Source organism: Fulvivirga marina (genome assembly GCF_016775155.1).
Lineage (GTDB): Bacteria > Bacteroidota > Bacteroidia > Cytophagales > Cyclobacteriaceae > Fulvivirga > Fulvivirga marina.
This window is the reverse complement of the sequence record NZ_JAEUGD010000064.1, coordinates 301279-318213: the sequence shown is the minus strand read 5'-3', so window position 1 is coordinate 318213 and position 16935 is coordinate 301279. Positions and strand designations below refer to the sequence as shown.

General features: G+C 39.9%; 18 protein-coding genes. 17 read left to right on the top strand and 1 reads right to left on the bottom strand.

Going from position 1 to position 16935, the window contains the following annotated elements; translation table 11 throughout:
- Positions 1–53 precede the first annotated feature (53 nt).
- The 9 genes from JMN32_RS20260 to JMN32_RS20220 all read left to right on the top strand — a co-directional run bounded on the left by JMN32_RS20260 (position 54) and on the right by JMN32_RS20220 (position 6593).
- A complete protein-coding gene (locus tag JMN32_RS20260; RefSeq protein ID WP_202858196.1) occupies positions 54–440 on the top strand; it encodes a TerB family tellurite resistance protein in 387 nt (128 codons plus the stop codon).
- Positions 441–519: 79 nt separating this feature from the next.
- Entirely contained in the window at positions 520–1062 is a 543-nt protein-coding gene (locus tag JMN32_RS20255; RefSeq protein ID WP_202858195.1) for a YceD family protein, read from the top strand.
- A gap of 25 nt (positions 1063–1087) precedes the next feature.
- Complete coding sequence (rpmF, locus tag JMN32_RS20250) at positions 1088–1279, top strand: 50S ribosomal protein L32 (RefSeq protein ID WP_202858194.1); 192 nt, start codon at positions 1088–1090, stop codon at positions 1277–1279.
- A gap of 10 nt (positions 1280–1289) precedes the next feature.
- On the top strand, positions 1290–2231 hold the full coding sequence (gene plsX / locus JMN32_RS20245) for a phosphate acyltransferase PlsX (protein ID WP_202858193.1): 942 nt from the start codon (positions 1290–1292) through the stop codon (positions 2229–2231).
- An 11-nt stretch (positions 2232–2242) separates the two neighbouring features.
- Entirely contained in the window at positions 2243–3241 is a 999-nt protein-coding gene (locus tag JMN32_RS20240) for a beta-ketoacyl-ACP synthase III (protein ID WP_202858192.1), read from the top strand.
- A gap of 55 nt (positions 3242–3296) precedes the next feature.
- Positions 3297–3863, top strand: a complete 567-nt coding sequence (gene efp, locus JMN32_RS20235) for an elongation factor P (RefSeq protein ID WP_202858191.1) — start codon at positions 3297–3299, stop codon at positions 3861–3863.
- Between the two features lie 23 nt (positions 3864–3886).
- Positions 3887–4375, top strand: coding sequence for an acetyl-CoA carboxylase biotin carboxyl carrier protein (accB, locus tag JMN32_RS20230; RefSeq protein WP_202858190.1), 489 nt, complete (start codon positions 3887–3889; stop codon positions 4373–4375).
- A gap of 73 nt (positions 4376–4448) precedes the next feature.
- Complete coding sequence (accC, locus tag JMN32_RS20225) at positions 4449–5792, top strand: acetyl-CoA carboxylase biotin carboxylase subunit (RefSeq protein WP_202858189.1); 1344 nt, start codon at positions 4449–4451, stop codon at positions 5790–5792.
- 150 nt (positions 5793–5942) lie between these two features.
- The gene (locus JMN32_RS20220) at positions 5943–6593 is read left to right on the top strand and encodes a hypothetical protein (RefSeq protein ID WP_202858188.1); all 651 of its coding nucleotides are present in this window, start codon (positions 5943–5945) and stop codon (positions 6591–6593) included.
- A gap of 18 nt (positions 6594–6611) precedes the next feature.
- On the opposite strand, the gene JMN32_RS20215 is transcribed toward JMN32_RS20220, so the two are convergent.
- The gene (locus tag JMN32_RS20215; RefSeq protein WP_202858187.1) at positions 6612–7178 is read right to left on the bottom strand and encodes a DUF3109 family protein; all 567 of its coding nucleotides are present in this window, start codon (positions 7176–7178) and stop codon (positions 6612–6614) included.
- A 220-nt stretch (positions 7179–7398) separates the two neighbouring features.
- Between JMN32_RS20215 and JMN32_RS20210 the strand changes: the two genes are divergently transcribed.
- From JMN32_RS20210 to JMN32_RS20175, 8 genes are all read left to right on the top strand, one after another.
- Entirely contained in the window at positions 7399–9654 is a 2256-nt protein-coding gene (locus JMN32_RS20210; protein ID WP_202858186.1) for an ATP-dependent helicase, read from the top strand.
- Positions 9655–9673: 19 nt separating this feature from the next.
- Positions 9674–10315: a DUF4290 domain-containing protein gene (locus tag JMN32_RS20205; RefSeq protein ID WP_202858185.1), complete on the top strand. Its 642-nt coding sequence runs from the start codon at positions 9674–9676 to the stop codon at positions 10313–10315.
- Entirely contained in the window at positions 10315–11625 is a 1311-nt protein-coding gene (gene murA / locus JMN32_RS20200) for a UDP-N-acetylglucosamine 1-carboxyvinyltransferase (protein WP_202858184.1), read from the top strand. The genes JMN32_RS20205 and murA overlap by 1 nt, the downstream gene beginning before the upstream one ends.
- Before the next feature lie 59 nt (positions 11626–11684).
- Positions 11685–12503, top strand: coding sequence for a mechanosensitive ion channel family protein (locus tag JMN32_RS20195; RefSeq protein ID WP_202858183.1), 819 nt, complete (start codon positions 11685–11687; stop codon positions 12501–12503).
- A gap of 335 nt (positions 12504–12838) precedes the next feature.
- Positions 12839–13666, top strand: coding sequence for a prephenate dehydratase (locus JMN32_RS20190; protein WP_202858182.1), 828 nt, complete (start codon positions 12839–12841; stop codon positions 13664–13666).
- 9 nt (positions 13667–13675) lie between these two features.
- Positions 13676–14866: a pyridoxal phosphate-dependent aminotransferase gene (locus JMN32_RS20185; RefSeq protein ID WP_202858181.1), complete on the top strand. Its 1191-nt coding sequence runs from the start codon at positions 13676–13678 to the stop codon at positions 14864–14866.
- A 2-nt stretch (positions 14867–14868) separates the two neighbouring features.
- The gene (locus JMN32_RS20180; RefSeq protein ID WP_238354555.1) at positions 14869–15756 is read left to right on the top strand and encodes a prephenate dehydrogenase; all 888 of its coding nucleotides are present in this window, start codon (positions 14869–14871) and stop codon (positions 15754–15756) included.
- The gene (locus JMN32_RS20175; RefSeq protein ID WP_202858179.1) at positions 15740–16846 is read left to right on the top strand and encodes a chorismate mutase; all 1107 of its coding nucleotides are present in this window, start codon (positions 15740–15742) and stop codon (positions 16844–16846) included. Before JMN32_RS20180 ends, JMN32_RS20175 begins: the two co-directional genes overlap by 17 nt.
- The last annotated feature ends 89 nt before the right edge of the window (positions 16847–16935 follow it).

The window sequence follows — 16935 nt, the reverse complement described above, 5'->3', positions numbered from 1 at the left end:
CCTATGTTTATTCACTGAAAACAATTAACTTTCAGAGAATTATAAAAATGCTGATGGATATCGTCACACGGAAACAGCTAAATATACTCATTCAACTCGCAGAGGCGGACAAGCATTTTTCAGTCCTCGAGCGTGATCGCATTTATGAAATTGCAGCCAAACGAAACTATCCTATAGAAGGGGTCAAAGAGTTAATCCAAAACCCTGAACCGATTGGATCTTTTGGCGCATTATCCAATGATCAAAAATTTGACTATCTATATAGTTGTATAGATTTAATGCTCATTGATGAAAAAATTTTTGATAGTGAGTTAATCTTTTGCATTGATATAGCCATTAAGCTAGGCTTCAAAAAAGATGTTGTCACATTTCTCAAGGATGAAATTCACAATCACCCTGCGGCAACACTTAAACAAATAGTTTTTGACCGGTATACATAATTTATACACAAAAACGTTTACACTTCTTTTTTAATTATTAGAATTATCTTCTTAACTTTGCGACCTTAAATTAGTGGGAATGGCCGTGCATGAGTTAGATAAGTATAACATTGATATATATAAGCTTCCCAACGGGACACATAATTACCAATTTGAAATTGGTAATTCGTTTTTTGAAGCTTTTGAAAATAGTATTGTAGAAAAAGGTAGAGGTACGGTTGATATAGAATTAGAAAAAACCGAGACCTTTATTAAGTTAAATTTCCGAATTAACACGACAGTAGAACTAGAATGCGACCGTAGTCTTGATTTATTTGACTACGCACTAAGCACCGAAAACAGTCTAGTGTTGAAGTTTGGAGATAGTGAGGAAGAAATAAATGAGGAGATCATTATTATTCCTCGAGACAAACAGCGTATAAACCTGGCGCAACATATTTACGAATTCATTGGGTTATCAATTCCGATGAAAAAGTTGCATCCAAGATACAGTGATGAAAACGAAGATGACGAGTTGATATATTCATCTGAAAGTTCTGATGCTGAATCAACTGATAATAAGGATCAGGATAGTGATGACGATATAGACCCCAGGTGGCAAAAGCTTAAAAACTTGAAATAAGAATTTAAATTTAAATATTTGTAAAATGGCTCATCCTAAAAGAAAGATATCAAAAACGAGAAGAGACAAGAGAAGGACACACTATAAAGCAGAGGCTAAAAACCTTGCTGTATGTCCTACAACTGGAGAGTTTCACCTACCCCACAGAGCCTTCTGGCATGAAGGTAAACTTTACTATAAGGGTAAAGTTGTAATGGAGAAGGAAGTATTAGCTTAAGTTTTTGCTTGTGAAAATTGCATTAGATGCAATGGGCGGTGATTTTGCTCCCGACTGCACTGTCAAGGGAGCAGAATTAGCCTCACAAGAGATATCAGACGACATCAAAATCGTTCTGGTAGGTAAGGAAGACATTATTCAATCCAAACTTCGCGAGCACAATGTTAATAATCCGAGCATTGAGGTTTTTCATGCGGATGATGTGATTGAAATGGGTGAGCACCCAACAAAAGCCCTCTCTCAAAAGCCAAAAGCCAGTATACCTGTAGGCTACGGATTACTAAAATCCGGGGCTGTTAAGGCTTTTTGCAGCGCAGGAAACACTGGAGCCATGCACGTTGGCGCCATGTTTACTATAAAAGCTATCGAAGGTATTATCAGACCTGGCATAGCAGGTTTTATCCCCAAAGAATCAGGAGATTTTGGTGTAATAATGGATGTTGGAGCAAATGCCGACTGCAAACCGGATGTTTTATATCAATTCGGTGAAATGGGGTCGTTATATGCACAGCATGTATTTAATATAGCCACCCCTAAAGTGGGATTGATGAACCTGGGCGAGGAAGAACAAAAAGGAACACTGCTTACCCAAGCAGCCTATCAACTATTTAAAATCAGCAAAACCCTAAATTTCGTAGGGAACATAGAAGGTCGAGACCTCTTTAATGATAAAGCCGACGTTATTGTCTGCGATGGTTTTACCGGAAATGTAATCCTCAAAATGGCTGAGTCATTCTTTGATCTACTGCAAAAACGTAGTATTAAAGACGATTACTTTGATAGGTTTAATTATGAAGCCATTGGTGGAAGCCCCATCCTAGGCATTAATGGCAATGTGGTGATAGGTCATGGAGTTTCCAGCCCAGAAGCCATAAAGAATATGATTCTACTGTCGGTTAAGATGGCTGAATCCAATATTCACACAAAAATTAAAGAGCACTTAGGAGAATAAACAAAAAAAATATGGCCAACATTAGAGCCGCTATAACAGGAGTTCAAGGTTATGTACCTGACTATGTACTAACCAATAAAGAACTTGAAACTATCGTGGAGACCAGTGATGAATGGATAACCAGCCGAACTGGAATAAAAGAAAGAAGAATTTTGAAAGGCGAGGGTCAGGGAACATCTGTGATGGCAACTGCCGCTGCTAAAGGCCTTCTTGAAAAAACAGGAACGAACCCTGAGGATATAGACTTGGTCATTTGTGCCACGGTAACACCCGACATGGTATTCCCTGCTACAGCCAACCTTATCTCCGCTGAAATCGGGGCAGTGAATGCATTTAGCTACGACATAGGAGCTGCATGCTCAGGGTTTCTTTATGCATTGACCACTGGTAGTCAGTTTATAGAAACCGGAAAATACAAGAAGGTACTGGTAATAGGTGCGGATAAAATGTCATCTATTATTGATTATACCGACAGAACAACTTGTATCATTTTTGGTGATGGAGCCGGAGCTGTTTTACTAGAACCAACCACTGATGAAGTGGGAATAATGGACTCCATTCACAAATCTGACGGAAAAGGTGCAGAATTCTTAAATATGAAAGCTGGAGGTAGCAAGTACCCGGCAACTGTCGAAACCGTAACCGCTAAAGAGCACTATGCACGACAGGACGGAGCAACAGTATTTAAGTTTGCGGTAACAAACATGGCTGACTATGCTGCCAAGATCATGGAGAGAAATGATCTAACCTCTGAAAGCGTAGACTGGCTGGTTGCTCACCAAGCTAATAAAAGAATTATTGATGCTACTGCCCAAAGGATGGGCATCACTGATGACAAGGTTATGATGAATATTGCCAGATACGGTAATACAACATCTGGAACAATTCCCTTATTATTGTGGGATTATGAATCTCAATTAAAGAAAGGAGATAACCTTATACTGGCTGCTTTTGGTGGTGGATTCACCTGGGGGGCTATTTATTTGAAGTGGGCTTACGATCCTAAGTAATTCTTTCTTGTTATTCTTAAGTTGATTCGTAAATTAGACAAAAATTTATTCTAACATGGCAACAACCGCCGATTTTAAAAACGGTTTATGCTTGGAGTATAACAATGGACTCTACACAATTGTAGAGTTTCAACATGTTAAACCAGGTAAAGGACCAGCTTTCGTAAGAACAAAGTTAAAAAGCCTTACTACTGGCAAGGTGGTAGAAAATACGTTTTCTGCCGGACATAAGATCACTACTGCAAGAATTGAAAGAAGACCACACCAATTCCTATATAAGGATGATCTTGGTTATCACTTCATGGATAGCAGTACCTTTGAACAAGCGGTAGTTAATGAAGACTTGATCGAAAACACGGGCCTTATTAAAGACGGTCAGGAAGTAGACATCCTATACCATGCTGAAGAGGAAAAAATCATCGGACTAGAATTACCTGCTTTTGTAGAGTTAGTAATTACTTACACTGAGCCTGGCATAAAAGGAGATACTGCAACCAACGCAACAAAACCTGCAACACTAGAAACAGGAGCTGAAATTCAAGTGCCGCTATTTATCAATGAAGGTGATAAAATTAAAATTGACACAAGAACCAACTCATACTCAGAAAGAGTAAAGGAATAAACAACTGAAGAAAATTTCTCCATATGAAGACAAAAGAAATCAGAGACCTTATTGACTTTATTTCCCAAACGGGACTTAATGAGGTAAACATAGAAACCGAAGAGCTAAAGCTTTCTGTAAAAAGAGATGCTGAAGTACAGACACGCATAGTAGAAGCCAGTGCTCCGGCAATTGCTCCTCAACCAGTGCCTGTAGCTGCCCCTGTTCAACAAGCGGCACCAGCTCCATCAGCAGGAGGTAGTGAAGCTCCAAAGGCGGAAAATACTTCTAACTATGTTGAAGTAAAGTCACCCATGATCGGAACATTCTATAGGTCACCTAACCCAGACTCTCCTGCATTTGTTGCCGTAGGTGACAAAATTGAAAAAGGACAACCTGTTTGTATCATTGAGGCCATGAAGCTTTTCAATGAAATCGAATCAGAAGTATCAGGTACTATTGTGAAAGTAATGGTAGACAATGCTTCTCCGGTAGAATACGACCAGGTACTATTCCTTGTTGATCCGTCCTGATAATTTACGATTCTAAGAGAGAATCCTTAACGGACAGCTTTAATAATTAATCGTAAATCTAAACAAGATTACTGTGTTTAAAAAAATATTAATAGCCAACAGAGGAGAGATCGCACTGAGAATAATCAGGACCTGCAGGGAGATGAATATTAGAACCGTTGCAGTTTATTCTCTTGCTGACAAAGACAGCCTTCACGTGCGATTTGCAGACGAAGCCGTCTGCATCGGAAAAGCACCAAGTAGTGAATCATATTTGAACATTCCTAACCTAATAGCCGCAGCAGAAATTACCAACGCTGACGCTATCCACCCTGGTTACGGATTTTTGGCAGAAAACGCTGAATTCAGTGCTGTCTGCCAGGAATATGGTATCAAATTTATTGGTGCATCTCCAGACATGATCAATAAAATGGGTGATAAGGCCACAGCAAAGGCTACCATGAAAAAAGCTGGCGTACCCACTATTCCAGGTTCTGAAGGGCTTTTAAAAAGCGTGGAAGAGGGAATGAAAATTGCCAAAAAAATTAAATATCCTGTAATACTTAAAGCAACCGCTGGTGGTGGTGGCCGTGGTATGCGTATCGTGAACGATGAAGCAGGATTTAAAAAGGCATGGGATGACGCAAGACAAGAGTCTGCAGCAGCTTTCGGTAACAATGGTCTTTACCTTGAAAAATTTGTTGAAGAACCTCGACATATTGAAATCCAGGTTGTAGGAGATAAGAATGGAAAAGTTTGTCACTTGTCAGAACGTGATTGTTCTATCCAAAGAAGACACCAAAAACTCGTAGAAGAAACACCTTCTCCTATTGTGACCCAAAAACTTCGTGAAAAAATGGGTGTTGCTGCCATTAAAGGCGCTGAAGCCATTAAATACGAAGGTGCCGGTACCGTTGAGTTCCTTGTAGACAAGCATGGAGATTTCTACTTCATGGAAATGAATACAAGGATTCAAGTTGAGCATCCAATTACAGAAGAAGTAACAGATTACGATCTTATCAAAGAGCAGATCAAAGTTGCTGCAGGTATAGAAATATCAGGAAAGAATTATTTCCCTAACCTGTATGCCATGGAGTGTAGGATCAATGCAGAAGATCCTGCAAATGGATTCCGTCCTTCTCCTGGTAAGATCACTAACCTGCACATGCCTGGTGGACATGGTGTTCGTGTGGATAGTCATGTATACGCTGGCTATACCATTCCTCCTAACTACGACTCTATGATTGCCAAACTCATTGTAAGCGGCCAATCAAGAGAAGAAGTAATTACCAGGATGAAACGTGCATTGTCAGAATTTGTCATCGAAGGAATAAAAACAACCATTCCTTTTCATTTAAAACTTATGGATGACAAACAGTTTCAGGAAGGTCAATTCACCACAAAATTCCTCGAGACTTTCGACTTCTCTGATCTGTGATCATAGCTCATAAGAAAAATATAAAGCTACTCAATTGAATTTGGGTAGCTTTTTTTTGTTGTCCGTCCCTATCTTTTTCATCTAAATACTGTTATCAAGTAGCTTTTTAATTCGATTGGCGTTACTTTGACATTGGAATAATAATGTAGCATGAAATACTTCGCTCTCACCTTATTACTAATAAGTACGGTATATTGCAATGCCCAGGACACTACCAGTATGTGGTTCCACATAGGCACAAGTGTAAATGCATATCATGGGGACCTTGAGGGTAAAAAGAAATATACCTCATCAATCCATGTAGGCTTAAGACTTAACAAAAAGAAAAAGCTAAACGGAAACATTAATATTGGAGGAGGAACTCTTAATGGAGAAGATCGTAATTTTACTTTTGACTCCAACCAAACACCCCTCCCTACCCCTAACAGGTTTGTCAAGACTAATTTCTTCTACATTAACTACGACCTGCAGTATAACATCATAAAAAAGAAGAATCTTATAGCATATATTAGCCAGGGCATTGGTATGATTCGATTCACTCCTAAAGATAGTGAAGGCAACAATCTAGCTGACCTGCCTGAGACGAGGGCAGGTCAGGAAACCTACCGGCAAGAGTCACTCATGCTCCCTACCAACATTGGAGTGATTTATCTGCTCCCAAACCAGTATGGGGTATCACTACAAACCGGATTTTACAATACACTTACGGACTATCTGGACAACATCTCTTCTCTCGGGGATAGTGGCAACAATGACAATATACTGGCCGTTAGGTTTGCATTCTATGCTCCTATTAAATGATCAAAGTGGCTGGTATAACTACTGTTCTTCTTCAATAAGCTGAACAAGATCGCTGTACCACTGTTCTCCATATTTCCTTATCAGGGCATCTTTTAAAAATTTGTACACGGGTACCTGAAGTTCTTCCCCAAGGCTACAAGCTGGGTTACAGATGCTCCACCTGTCATAATTCAGAGCCTCAAACTCATCATATTTAGCAGCTCGTATCGGATATAAATGACAGCTAATCGGCTTTTTAAAGTTTATTTTCCCCTCCAAATAAGCCTGTTCTATCCCGCACTTTAAAATACCCTGATCATCATAAATAGCATAGGCACATTCCTTCCCTCCTATTGTAGGCGTTGAATATTCATTATCCTCATCCAGCAAATACTTCCCCTGCTCTTCAATGGCTTTCTTTCCAGCCTCAGATAAGTAAGGTTCCACATGCTCGTATATCTCGGTCAGTTTATCTAGTTCACCCTCTTCTAATGGAGCCCCGAGGTCCCCTTCAACACAACAAGCTCCTTTACACTTCTCCAGATTACATACAAAGAACTTATCTTTAATATCATCCGACAGTAACACTTTTCCCAGTTCAATCATTCTGCAAAGATAAAATCATTAAAGTGCTTCAACATATATTATCAATAAAAAGATCACCAATGCCTTATTAATCTTATTTAAAATCAGGCAGAATCAAGCTCAGGAGGTATTTTATACATATTGAGGAATTTTTAACAGATTAGAGGACGTTTAATTGTTTGGTTATTGATTTTATTTCTGACCTTTGCGGATTACATTGTGTGTCGATTAAAGTTCGAGAATGGATTATCTTAAAAGCCTTAACGAGCCGCAGTATGAGGGGGTAGTAAATACTGACGGACCTACCATGATCATTGCAGGTGCCGGCTCAGGAAAAACAAGAGTACTTACTTTTCGCATTGCCTATCTGATTGAAAAAAAAGGTGTTGATCCTTTTAATATCCTGGCATTAACCTTTACCAATAAAGCTGCCAAGGAAATGCGTGATAGGATTGAAAAAGTGGTAGGTACTGAAGCCCGTAACCTCTGGATGGGTACATTCCACTCCGTTTTTGCCCGTATTCTAAGGGCTGAAGCAGACAAACTGGGCTACCCGAGCAACTTTACGATCTATGATGCGGATGATTCCAAGCAATTGATCAAAACAATTGTTAAGGAACTAAACCTCGATGATAAAGTATACAAGCCCAATGTGGTTTTTAATAGAATTTCCGGTGCGAAGAACAGACTGATTTCTTGGAAAGAGTATCTAAGAAACCCAGTATACAAGGCGGATGATGAAAGCAACATGAAACCGGAGCTTGGCCGGATATATAAAATCTATTCCGAAAGGTGCTTCAAAGCCGGTGCTATGGATTTTGACGACCTGTTGTTTAACACCAATGTACTATTCAAAGACCATCTGGATGTATTGAACAAGTACCAGCAACGCTTTCACTATGTAATGGTAGATGAGTTTCAGGATACCAACATCTCTCAATACCTCATCACAAAAAAACTATCTGCCGTCAGACAAAACATTTGCGTTGTAGGCGATGATGCACAAAGTATTTATGCTTTCCGTGGAGCTGATATCCAAAACATCCTGAATTTCGAAAAGGATTACTCGGACCTACGGGTAATTAAACTGGAACAGAACTACAGATCCACAAAGACCATTGTAAACGCAGCTAACTCCATCATCGATAAAAACCGAGCTCAACTTAAAAAAAATGTATGGACAGATAATGAAGATGGTACTTTAATAGAATTGCTAAAAGCCACTTCGGATAACGAGGAGGGCAAACTGGTTGCATCTTCGATTTTCGAAGAAAAAATGCAAAATCAATTAAAAAACAGTGATTTCGCCATCCTGTACCGTACTAACAGCCAGTCTAGGGCAATGGAAGAAGCGCTAAGGCGCATGAATATCAAATACAAAATAGTGGGTGGTCTTTCCTTCTATCAGCGAAAGGAGATCAAAGACCTGATGGCCTATTTGCGTTTTGCAATCAACCATAATGATGAGCAATCATTAAGAAGGATCATCAATTACCCCAAGCGAGGTATTGGTGATAGCAGTGTAGATAAAATAATAGTAGCTGCTAATGATCACAACATGGGGCTTTGGGATGTTTTAAATAACATCAGCTCATTTCTCCCCGGAAGGGCAGCTAACGCTGTAATTGATTTTGTAGCGCTTATCAAAAGGTTTAAATACGATATTGAAAGCAAAGATGCATACGAGGCCGCCTCGCTTATAGCCAAAGGTTCAGGCATACTCAAAGAGTTATATGCTGATAAAACGGTTGAAGGCCTAAGCCGATATGAAAACGTTCAGGAATTACTCAATGCTGTAAAAGAATATGTTGACGACCCCGAAAAAGAAGATAAATCTCTAGGCGCATTCCTTCAGGAAATAGCTCTCATCACCGGAGTAGATAATGACAAAGACGACGATGAAGAGAAAGTAACCTTAATGACCATACATATGGCCAAGGGACTAGAGTTTAAAAATGTTTATATCGTTGGCTTGGAAGAAGACCTTTTCCCTTCTCAAATGATGCTAAGCAGCCGTGCCGACCTCGAAGAAGAAAGGCGATTGTTTTATGTAGCTATCACACGGGCGGAAAACAAGTTATTCATGTCATATGCTTTATCAAGGTATCGCTTCGGGCGATTAAAGAACTGCGAGCCAAGCCGCTTTATTGATGAAATAGACCCCATGTTTATCAAAGTCAGTAAAAAATACACCAAGAAAGAACCCACGGTTGACACAAATAATTACACCAAAAGCTTTGTTAGTGGAATGAGGAAGACAACCACTTCACAGCCTGTTGTAAGAAAGACAAGTTACAAACCTTCTGCTGATTTTGAACCCAGCGATACCTCAGGGTTACAAGCAGGAATGAAGGTAGAACATCCCAAATTCGGGTATGGCATGGTCATGGAAATGGATGAAAGCGGAGCAAACCGAAAAGCTAAAGTAAATTTTAATGACTTTGGAGAAAAGACTTTATTACTTAGTTTTGCTAAATTAAAGATACACTCTAATTAGGAGTATAAACTACCATTATATGGAATATAACACAAGCCAGCCTCCTTTGATCTTAAGAGAATACGGAAGGAACGTTCAGAAACTCGTTGAATATATAAGAACCATTCCGGATAAAAGCAAACGTAGTGAAAGTGCAGAGACACTTATCGAGTTGATGAAGCAAGTCACCCCTACAGTTAAGGAAACACCTGAAACAAGCCAAAAATTGTGGGATGACCTATATATCATGTCAAACTTTGACCTTGACATAGATGCTCCCTATCCAATACCCGAAAAGGAAGTGCTCAACAAAAAGCCAAAAAGGCTCGACTACTCTAAACATAATGTGAAATTTAAGCACTACGGCAAAAACATCGAGCTATTAATTAAAGAGGCTATTAAAAAAGAGGACCCTACCGAACGTGAAGATGCCATCATTTACATCGGAAAGCTCATGAAAAGCTTCTACAGTAGCTGGAATAAGGAAGTCATTGATGATTCAGTTATCCTGGAAAACATTAAATCTATTTCAAAAGGGGAGCTGACTATTGACTTGGATAAGGTTAAAGAAGATAACCTGTTTGAAAAACTTTACTCCAACAAACGACGAAACACCAGATCGTCATCAGGAAAACCCAGCGATAGAAAAAGTAGCAACCGAAATAGAAGAAAAAGAAATTAATGAGTTCTTTTAAGATCCAAGGAGGAAAGAAGCTCAAAGGCGAAATTACACCTCAGGGCGCAAAAAATGAAGCTTTACAAATTATAGCAGCAACGCTACTTACTCCTGAACCTGTAACGATAAACAGGATTCCTGACATCAGAGATGTTAACAAATTAATCGAGCTTATAGGAGACCTTGGGGCTTCTGTTGAAAAACTCGACTCAGATTCATATAGGTTTACAGCAAAAGAAATTGATGTATCTTACCTGGAATCAGATGAATTCAAGACAAAGGCAGCCTCACTCAGAGGCTCGATCATGATCCTTGGCCCGTTATTGGCCCGTTATGGGGCAGCAAAAATTCCCAGACCGGGAGGCGATAAAATAGGCAGACGCAGGCTGGATACACACTTCCTGGGTTTTGAAAAACTTGGTGCAAAATTCCACTACTCTTCAAAGGACAGTTTTTATAAAATTGATGCATCCAACCTTCAAGGTTGCTATATTCATCTTGACGAGGCTTCCGTTACTGGTACCGCCAACATATTAATGGCAGCAGTGCTAGCTAAAGGTAAAACAACCATTTATAACGCTGCATGTGAGCCGTATATTCAACAACTATGCAAAATGTTGGTTCGAATGGGTGCTAACATCAATGGCATAGGGTCTAACTTACTGACTATTGAGGGCGTTGAATCTCTGGGAGGTACCGTGCATACGCTTCTTCCGGATATGATCGAGGTGGGAAGCTTTATAGGCCTCGCAGCAATGACCCAATCAGAAATTACAGTTAAAAATGCGGGCGTAGAACATCTCGGACTTATTCCTGATGTATTTAAAAGACTAGGGATAAAGCTCGAAATCAATGGCGGCGACATACTGATTCCTGAGCAAAAAAATTACGAGATTGATACATTCATTGACGGTTCCATTCTTACCGTTGCAGACGCTCCATGGCCAGGGTTCACGCCCGACCTCTTAAGTATCGTACTGGTCACTGCTATTCAGGCAAAAGGCACTGTTCTTATCCATCAAAAAATGTTTGAAAGCCGGTTATTCTTCGTTGACAAGTTGATTGATATGGGTGCTCAGATCATTCTATGTGACCCTCACCGTGCTACCGTTATAGGCTTAGACCGAAAGCAGCAGCTGAAAGGTATAAAAATGTCTTCTCCAGATATCAGAGCAGGCGTTTCATTGCTCATAGCAGCCCTTTCCGCAGATGGAGAAAGTGTTATATCAAATGTTGAGCAGATCGATCGCGGTTATCAGAATATTGATGAAAGGTTAAAACGTTTAGGCGCAGATATTCAAAGGCTTGAACAATAGAAAAATAAGTTTGTTATCAGAGAATAATTAGCTTATTAATCAAATCAACCTTATCAAAAATGGAATACATAGAGCAACTTAAGTTGTTTCTGGCCACGCAAGGTACAGAAATAGGTTTGTCAATTATTAAGGGGGTTCTTGTTCTTTTAATAGGGCTTCAGGTAATCAGGTTTCTTACCAGAAGCTTTAACAAGTTTTTAGAAAAAAGGAACACAGACCCTTCCCTGACTCCATTTCTTAAAAGCTTATTTCATAACCTGCTATTCATACTACTAATTCTCAGTGCTCTAGCTACTCTGGGTATACAGATGACCTCATTTGTTGCCATCATTGGTGCCGCAGGTCTTGCCGTTGGACTTGCCCTTCAGGGCACACTACAAAACTTTGCAGGCGGTGTAATTATACTAACACTCAAGCCATTCAAGGTTGGAGATTTTATCGAAGGCGCCGGACACGCTGGTACCGTTAAAGAAATACAGATCTTTAACACAGTTATGGCTACGCCGGATAATGTTCAGATTGTGATTCCTAATGGGTCTCTTTCCAACAACTCGATTAAAAATTACTCCGCCAATGACACCAGGAGGGTCGATCTCGTATTTGGAATTGGTTATGGTGACGACATCAAAAAGGCTAAGGAAATACTAGAAAACATGGTTAAAGGCGATAAACGAATACTGAGCGAACCTGAGCCTGTAATATCTGTAGCGGGCCTTGGTGACAGTGCCGTTAACATCAATGTACGACCTTGGGTAAACAAAGCCGACTATTGGGCTCTGTACTGGGACTTCCAGGAGCGAGTAAAACTTGAATTCGATAAAAACGGAATCTCTATTCCGTTCCCCCAAAGAGATGTACATATTTACAACGAAAAATAAGGCGAAAGTCGGAAAAACAGAAAAAGGCCTCAAAATTTAAATTTTGAGGCCTTTTTCTGTTTTGTATTTTTTTATCATTTCAAACGGTTGCAGAAAAATTTTCTCCTGTTTTTTGAAATTTCATTTGCATTTAAGAAAATAATCTAACTACATTTGTTTCAACAAGAGAAAAAATGAACAACATATTTACCATATACTTTAGCTATTTCTTTTTCTATCTACAGAAGAAGGGCTGGAGGTATATGTAAACTCTAAATGACATATAGCATCTAAAAGCCCTTCTTAACCGAAGGGCTTTTTTTTTGCCTGGTTTTAAACACGACAACAAAACGAAAATGAAAATAGCAATACAAGGCATAAGAGGAGCATTCCACGAGGCAGCAGCTCTAAAGCATTTTGGTGACACCATAGAAATCGTTGAGTGTGATACATTTAAAAGCCTCTGCGATACTCTAAAGAGCAGTATTGCCGACAAGGCCTTAATGGCTATTGAAAACTCAATCGCAGGTAGTATTCTCGGCAACTACACATTAATTCACGAATACGGGTTTTATGTAATTGGGGAGGTTTACCTTAACATCAAAATGAATCTGATGACTATCCCGGGAGTAGCTATATCAGATATTTCTGTTGTGGAGTCTCATCCAATTGCACTTCAACAATGTCAGGAATACATCCACAAAAACTTAAACGCCACTTGTAAAGAGTCTAATGATACCGCTGAAAGTGCCCGTAACCTGTCACTTTCATCTGACACTTCTAAGGCCATCATCGCATCAAAAATTTGCTCAGAACTCTACAATCTGGAAATTAAGCAAGAAGGTATTGAGACCCATAAGCAGAATTTTACACGGTTTCTGATACTAGGAAGAGAAGATGATAAAAGCCTGGGTAATAATAAGGCCTCTCTCCGGCTTCAACTTGGAAATGAAGTAGGAAGTTTGGCTAATGTGTTGGTTGCTTTCAAAGAAAACGAGGTCAACCTTACCAAAATCCAAAGCATTCCAATCATTGGGGCCCCATATGAATACGACTTCCATATAGATGTAGAGTGGGCCGACTATGACAGGTACCAAAGTGCACTTGCCGAAGTGGAGACAAAAACCCGCGCACTTAGCCTGCTCGGAGAATACAAAAAGTCATCATTTGAATTAAATCAATAACATATAATCATGATCATCAGTAAAGCAGAAAGACTAAACAGCGTAAAGGAATACTACTTTTCCTCTAAGTTACGTCAGATCAAGGAACTGAATGATAAGGGCATGGATATCCTTAATATGGCTATCGGAAGTCCTGACCTGGCTCCTCATGAAACTGTTGTAGAAACGCTAACTCAAGGTGCAATCAACAAGGGAATCCATGGTTATCAAAGCTATAAAGGCATTGATACACTAAGGGAGGCCATTAGTTCCTATTATCAATCTGCTTATGATGTATCATTTGACCCTAAACAGGAGATACTGCCCTTAATGGGCTCAAAAGAAGGGATAACACATATAACTCAGGCTTTTATTAACCCTGGAGATACCGTTTTGATACCAGACCCTGGATACCCCACCTATAGTTCAGTTTCAGAGCTAGCGGGTGCAAAAACTGAAGTTTATGATTTACTTGAAGATAATAACTATCAGCTTAATATCGAAAGTATTGAAAAGATGGACCTGAGTAAGGTAAAACTGATGTGGATTAACTTTCCACACATGCCAACAGGAGCGGAACCAGATATGGAAGTAATTAGAGCATTGATAAAACTTGCCAAAGCACATAAATTTCTGATCATTAACGACAACCCATATAGCAGAATACTGATCGACAAGCCATTTAGCATATTTCAGGTAGAAGGTGCAGAAGATGTGGCTCTGGAATTAAATTCCCTCAGCAAGTCACATAATATGGCTGGTTGGAGACTAGGCTGGGTATGTGGTAAATCATCATATATCGAGACTATCCTAGGTATAAAGTCAAATGCAGATTCGGGCATGTTCTACCCTCTTCAAATGGCAGCAGCGAAAGCCTTGCTTTTGGGTGAGGAGTGGTTCAGAGAACTAAATGAACAATACAAAAAAAGACAAAGTCTGATCTTTAAATTATTTGATTTATTGGAATGCACATACAACCCTGAGCAGGTAGGACTCTTTGTATGGGCGAGAATCCCCGATCATATAGCCAATGTAGAAGAGCTGGTAGACGATCTGATCTTTAATGCAGAAGTATTTATTACTCCCGGAAAGATATTTGGGAAAAACGGAGAACGCTACCTGAGAGCATCACTTTGTAGCAACGAACAAAATATAGACCTGGCATTAACCAGAATCAAAGCCTTTAAAATAGCGCAAAAGGAAAAGGAAGAAGCGATATGAATATGGCAGTAATAGGAATAGGCCTTATTGGCGGAAGTATGGTTAAAGACCTCAGAAAGACGAATTATATCGGAAAGGTATTTGGTGTGGACCTTAACCCCGTCCATAGCAAAGAGGCCTTAAGGTCCGGATTAGTAGATGAAATTGTAGCGCTGGATGTCGCATTGGCCAAAGCGGATCTGATAATTATTTCGATACCGGTAGATTCGGCAAAGCATGTTGTCTTAGACATTTTAGAAAATATTGATAAAACGCAAATAGTAACTGATGTTGGCTCTACCAAGGGAGGAATATGTGAAGTGGTTAAGAACCATAAAATGAGAGGCCGGTTTGTAGCAGGACACCCCATAGCCGGAACGGAAAACAGTGGACCAGAAGCAGCCATAGAAGGGTTATTTCAAAACAAGACAGGCATTATTTGCAATAAGAATGAGTCTGATAGTGATGCCCTGATAGTAGTTGAAAATGTATACAAGCTCCTGGGCATGAACCTTAACTACATGGATGCAGATGAGCATGACAAACACATTGCTTATGTTTCTCATCTCTCCCACATCAGTTCATTTGCACTCGCCCTGACAGTGCTCAATATTGAAGAGAGTGAAAAAAACATATTTGATATGGCAGGGTCAGGTTTCAGTTCAACAGTCAGACTGGCAAAAAGCTCTCCAGATATGTGGAAACCAATATTCCAGCACAATTCGGCATATCTCGAACGCGCATTGGACGAATACATTGATCAGCTTCACGACTTTAAGACATTTTTAAAGCATAACAAACAAGAAGATATCCATATGCTGATGACAAAAGCTAACGATATCAGAAGAATTTTAGACGGTAAAGTAAAAGAAGAAAACAAAAACACTATTGAACATGAAAAAGCAACTTGACATCTCCAGCGATCTATCTTGGCTATCTAAAGGCAATCGACCGGCCATAATCAGTGGGCCTTGCAGTGCCGAAACTGAAGAACAGGTAATCTCTACCGCCACTTCACTAGCAGCTACCGGTAAAGTAGATGTACTCAGAGCGGGAATCTGGAAACCACGCACCAGGCCAAATTCCTTTGAAGGTGTTGGAGAAGAGGGGCTAAAGTGGATCAAAGCCGCTGGAAAAGAGACTGGCCTCCCTGTTTCAACAGAAGTTGCCAATGCCAAGCATACCGAAGAAGCCTTAAAGCATGGTGTTGACATCTTATGGATTGGTGCCCGTACTACAGTAAACCCATTCTCCGTACAGGAAATTGCCGATGCTCTTAATGGTGTGGATATACCTGTAATGGTAAAAAATCCGCTAAATCCAGACCTCGAACTGTGGATTGGAGCGCTTGAACGCATCAACCAGGCAGGGATAAAGCGTCTGGCAGCTATCCATCGTGGATTCTCTTCTTTTGAAAAAACTTCTTACCGTAATGTTCCCAAATGGGAGTTCCCTATCGAACTGAAACGTAGATTCCCTGAACTACCTATTATTTGCGACCCTAGCCATATTTCTGGTAATAGAGATCTACTAGGTATGATCGCTCAAAAAGCACTTGATCTGGAAATGGATGGATTGATGATCGAAAGTCACATGTCACCTGACAGCGCATGGAGTGATGCGAAGCAACAAGTTACTCCCGCCACACTCAACCGTTTGCTCAGTGAGTTGATTGTACGCAGCAAGACTACTGAAAATCAAGAGTTCATGTCAAGACTAGACGAACTAAGACATCAGATCGATGAAATCGATGAGGAGATATTCCAAAAGTTGGGTAACAGGATGAAAATTGCTGTAGAAATTGGTAAATACAAACGAGATAACCAGGTAACGATCCTACAGGTGAGTAGATGGGACACTATCATTAAACAAAGAAAGAGTCTTGCCTCTGCACTTGGGCTAAGCGAAGAGTTTACAGAAAAGCTTTTAAGGATTATCCATAAAGAGTCGATCAGTCAACAAACTAAGATTATGAATGAGTCCCCTTTGGTTAAGTCATAAACTTTTGAACTCTATCTCAAAGCACCAAGGAGGCATTTTCCCATCTTAGGATAGCCAGAAGGCTTGACGAATCTTGATTAAGTCAAAAC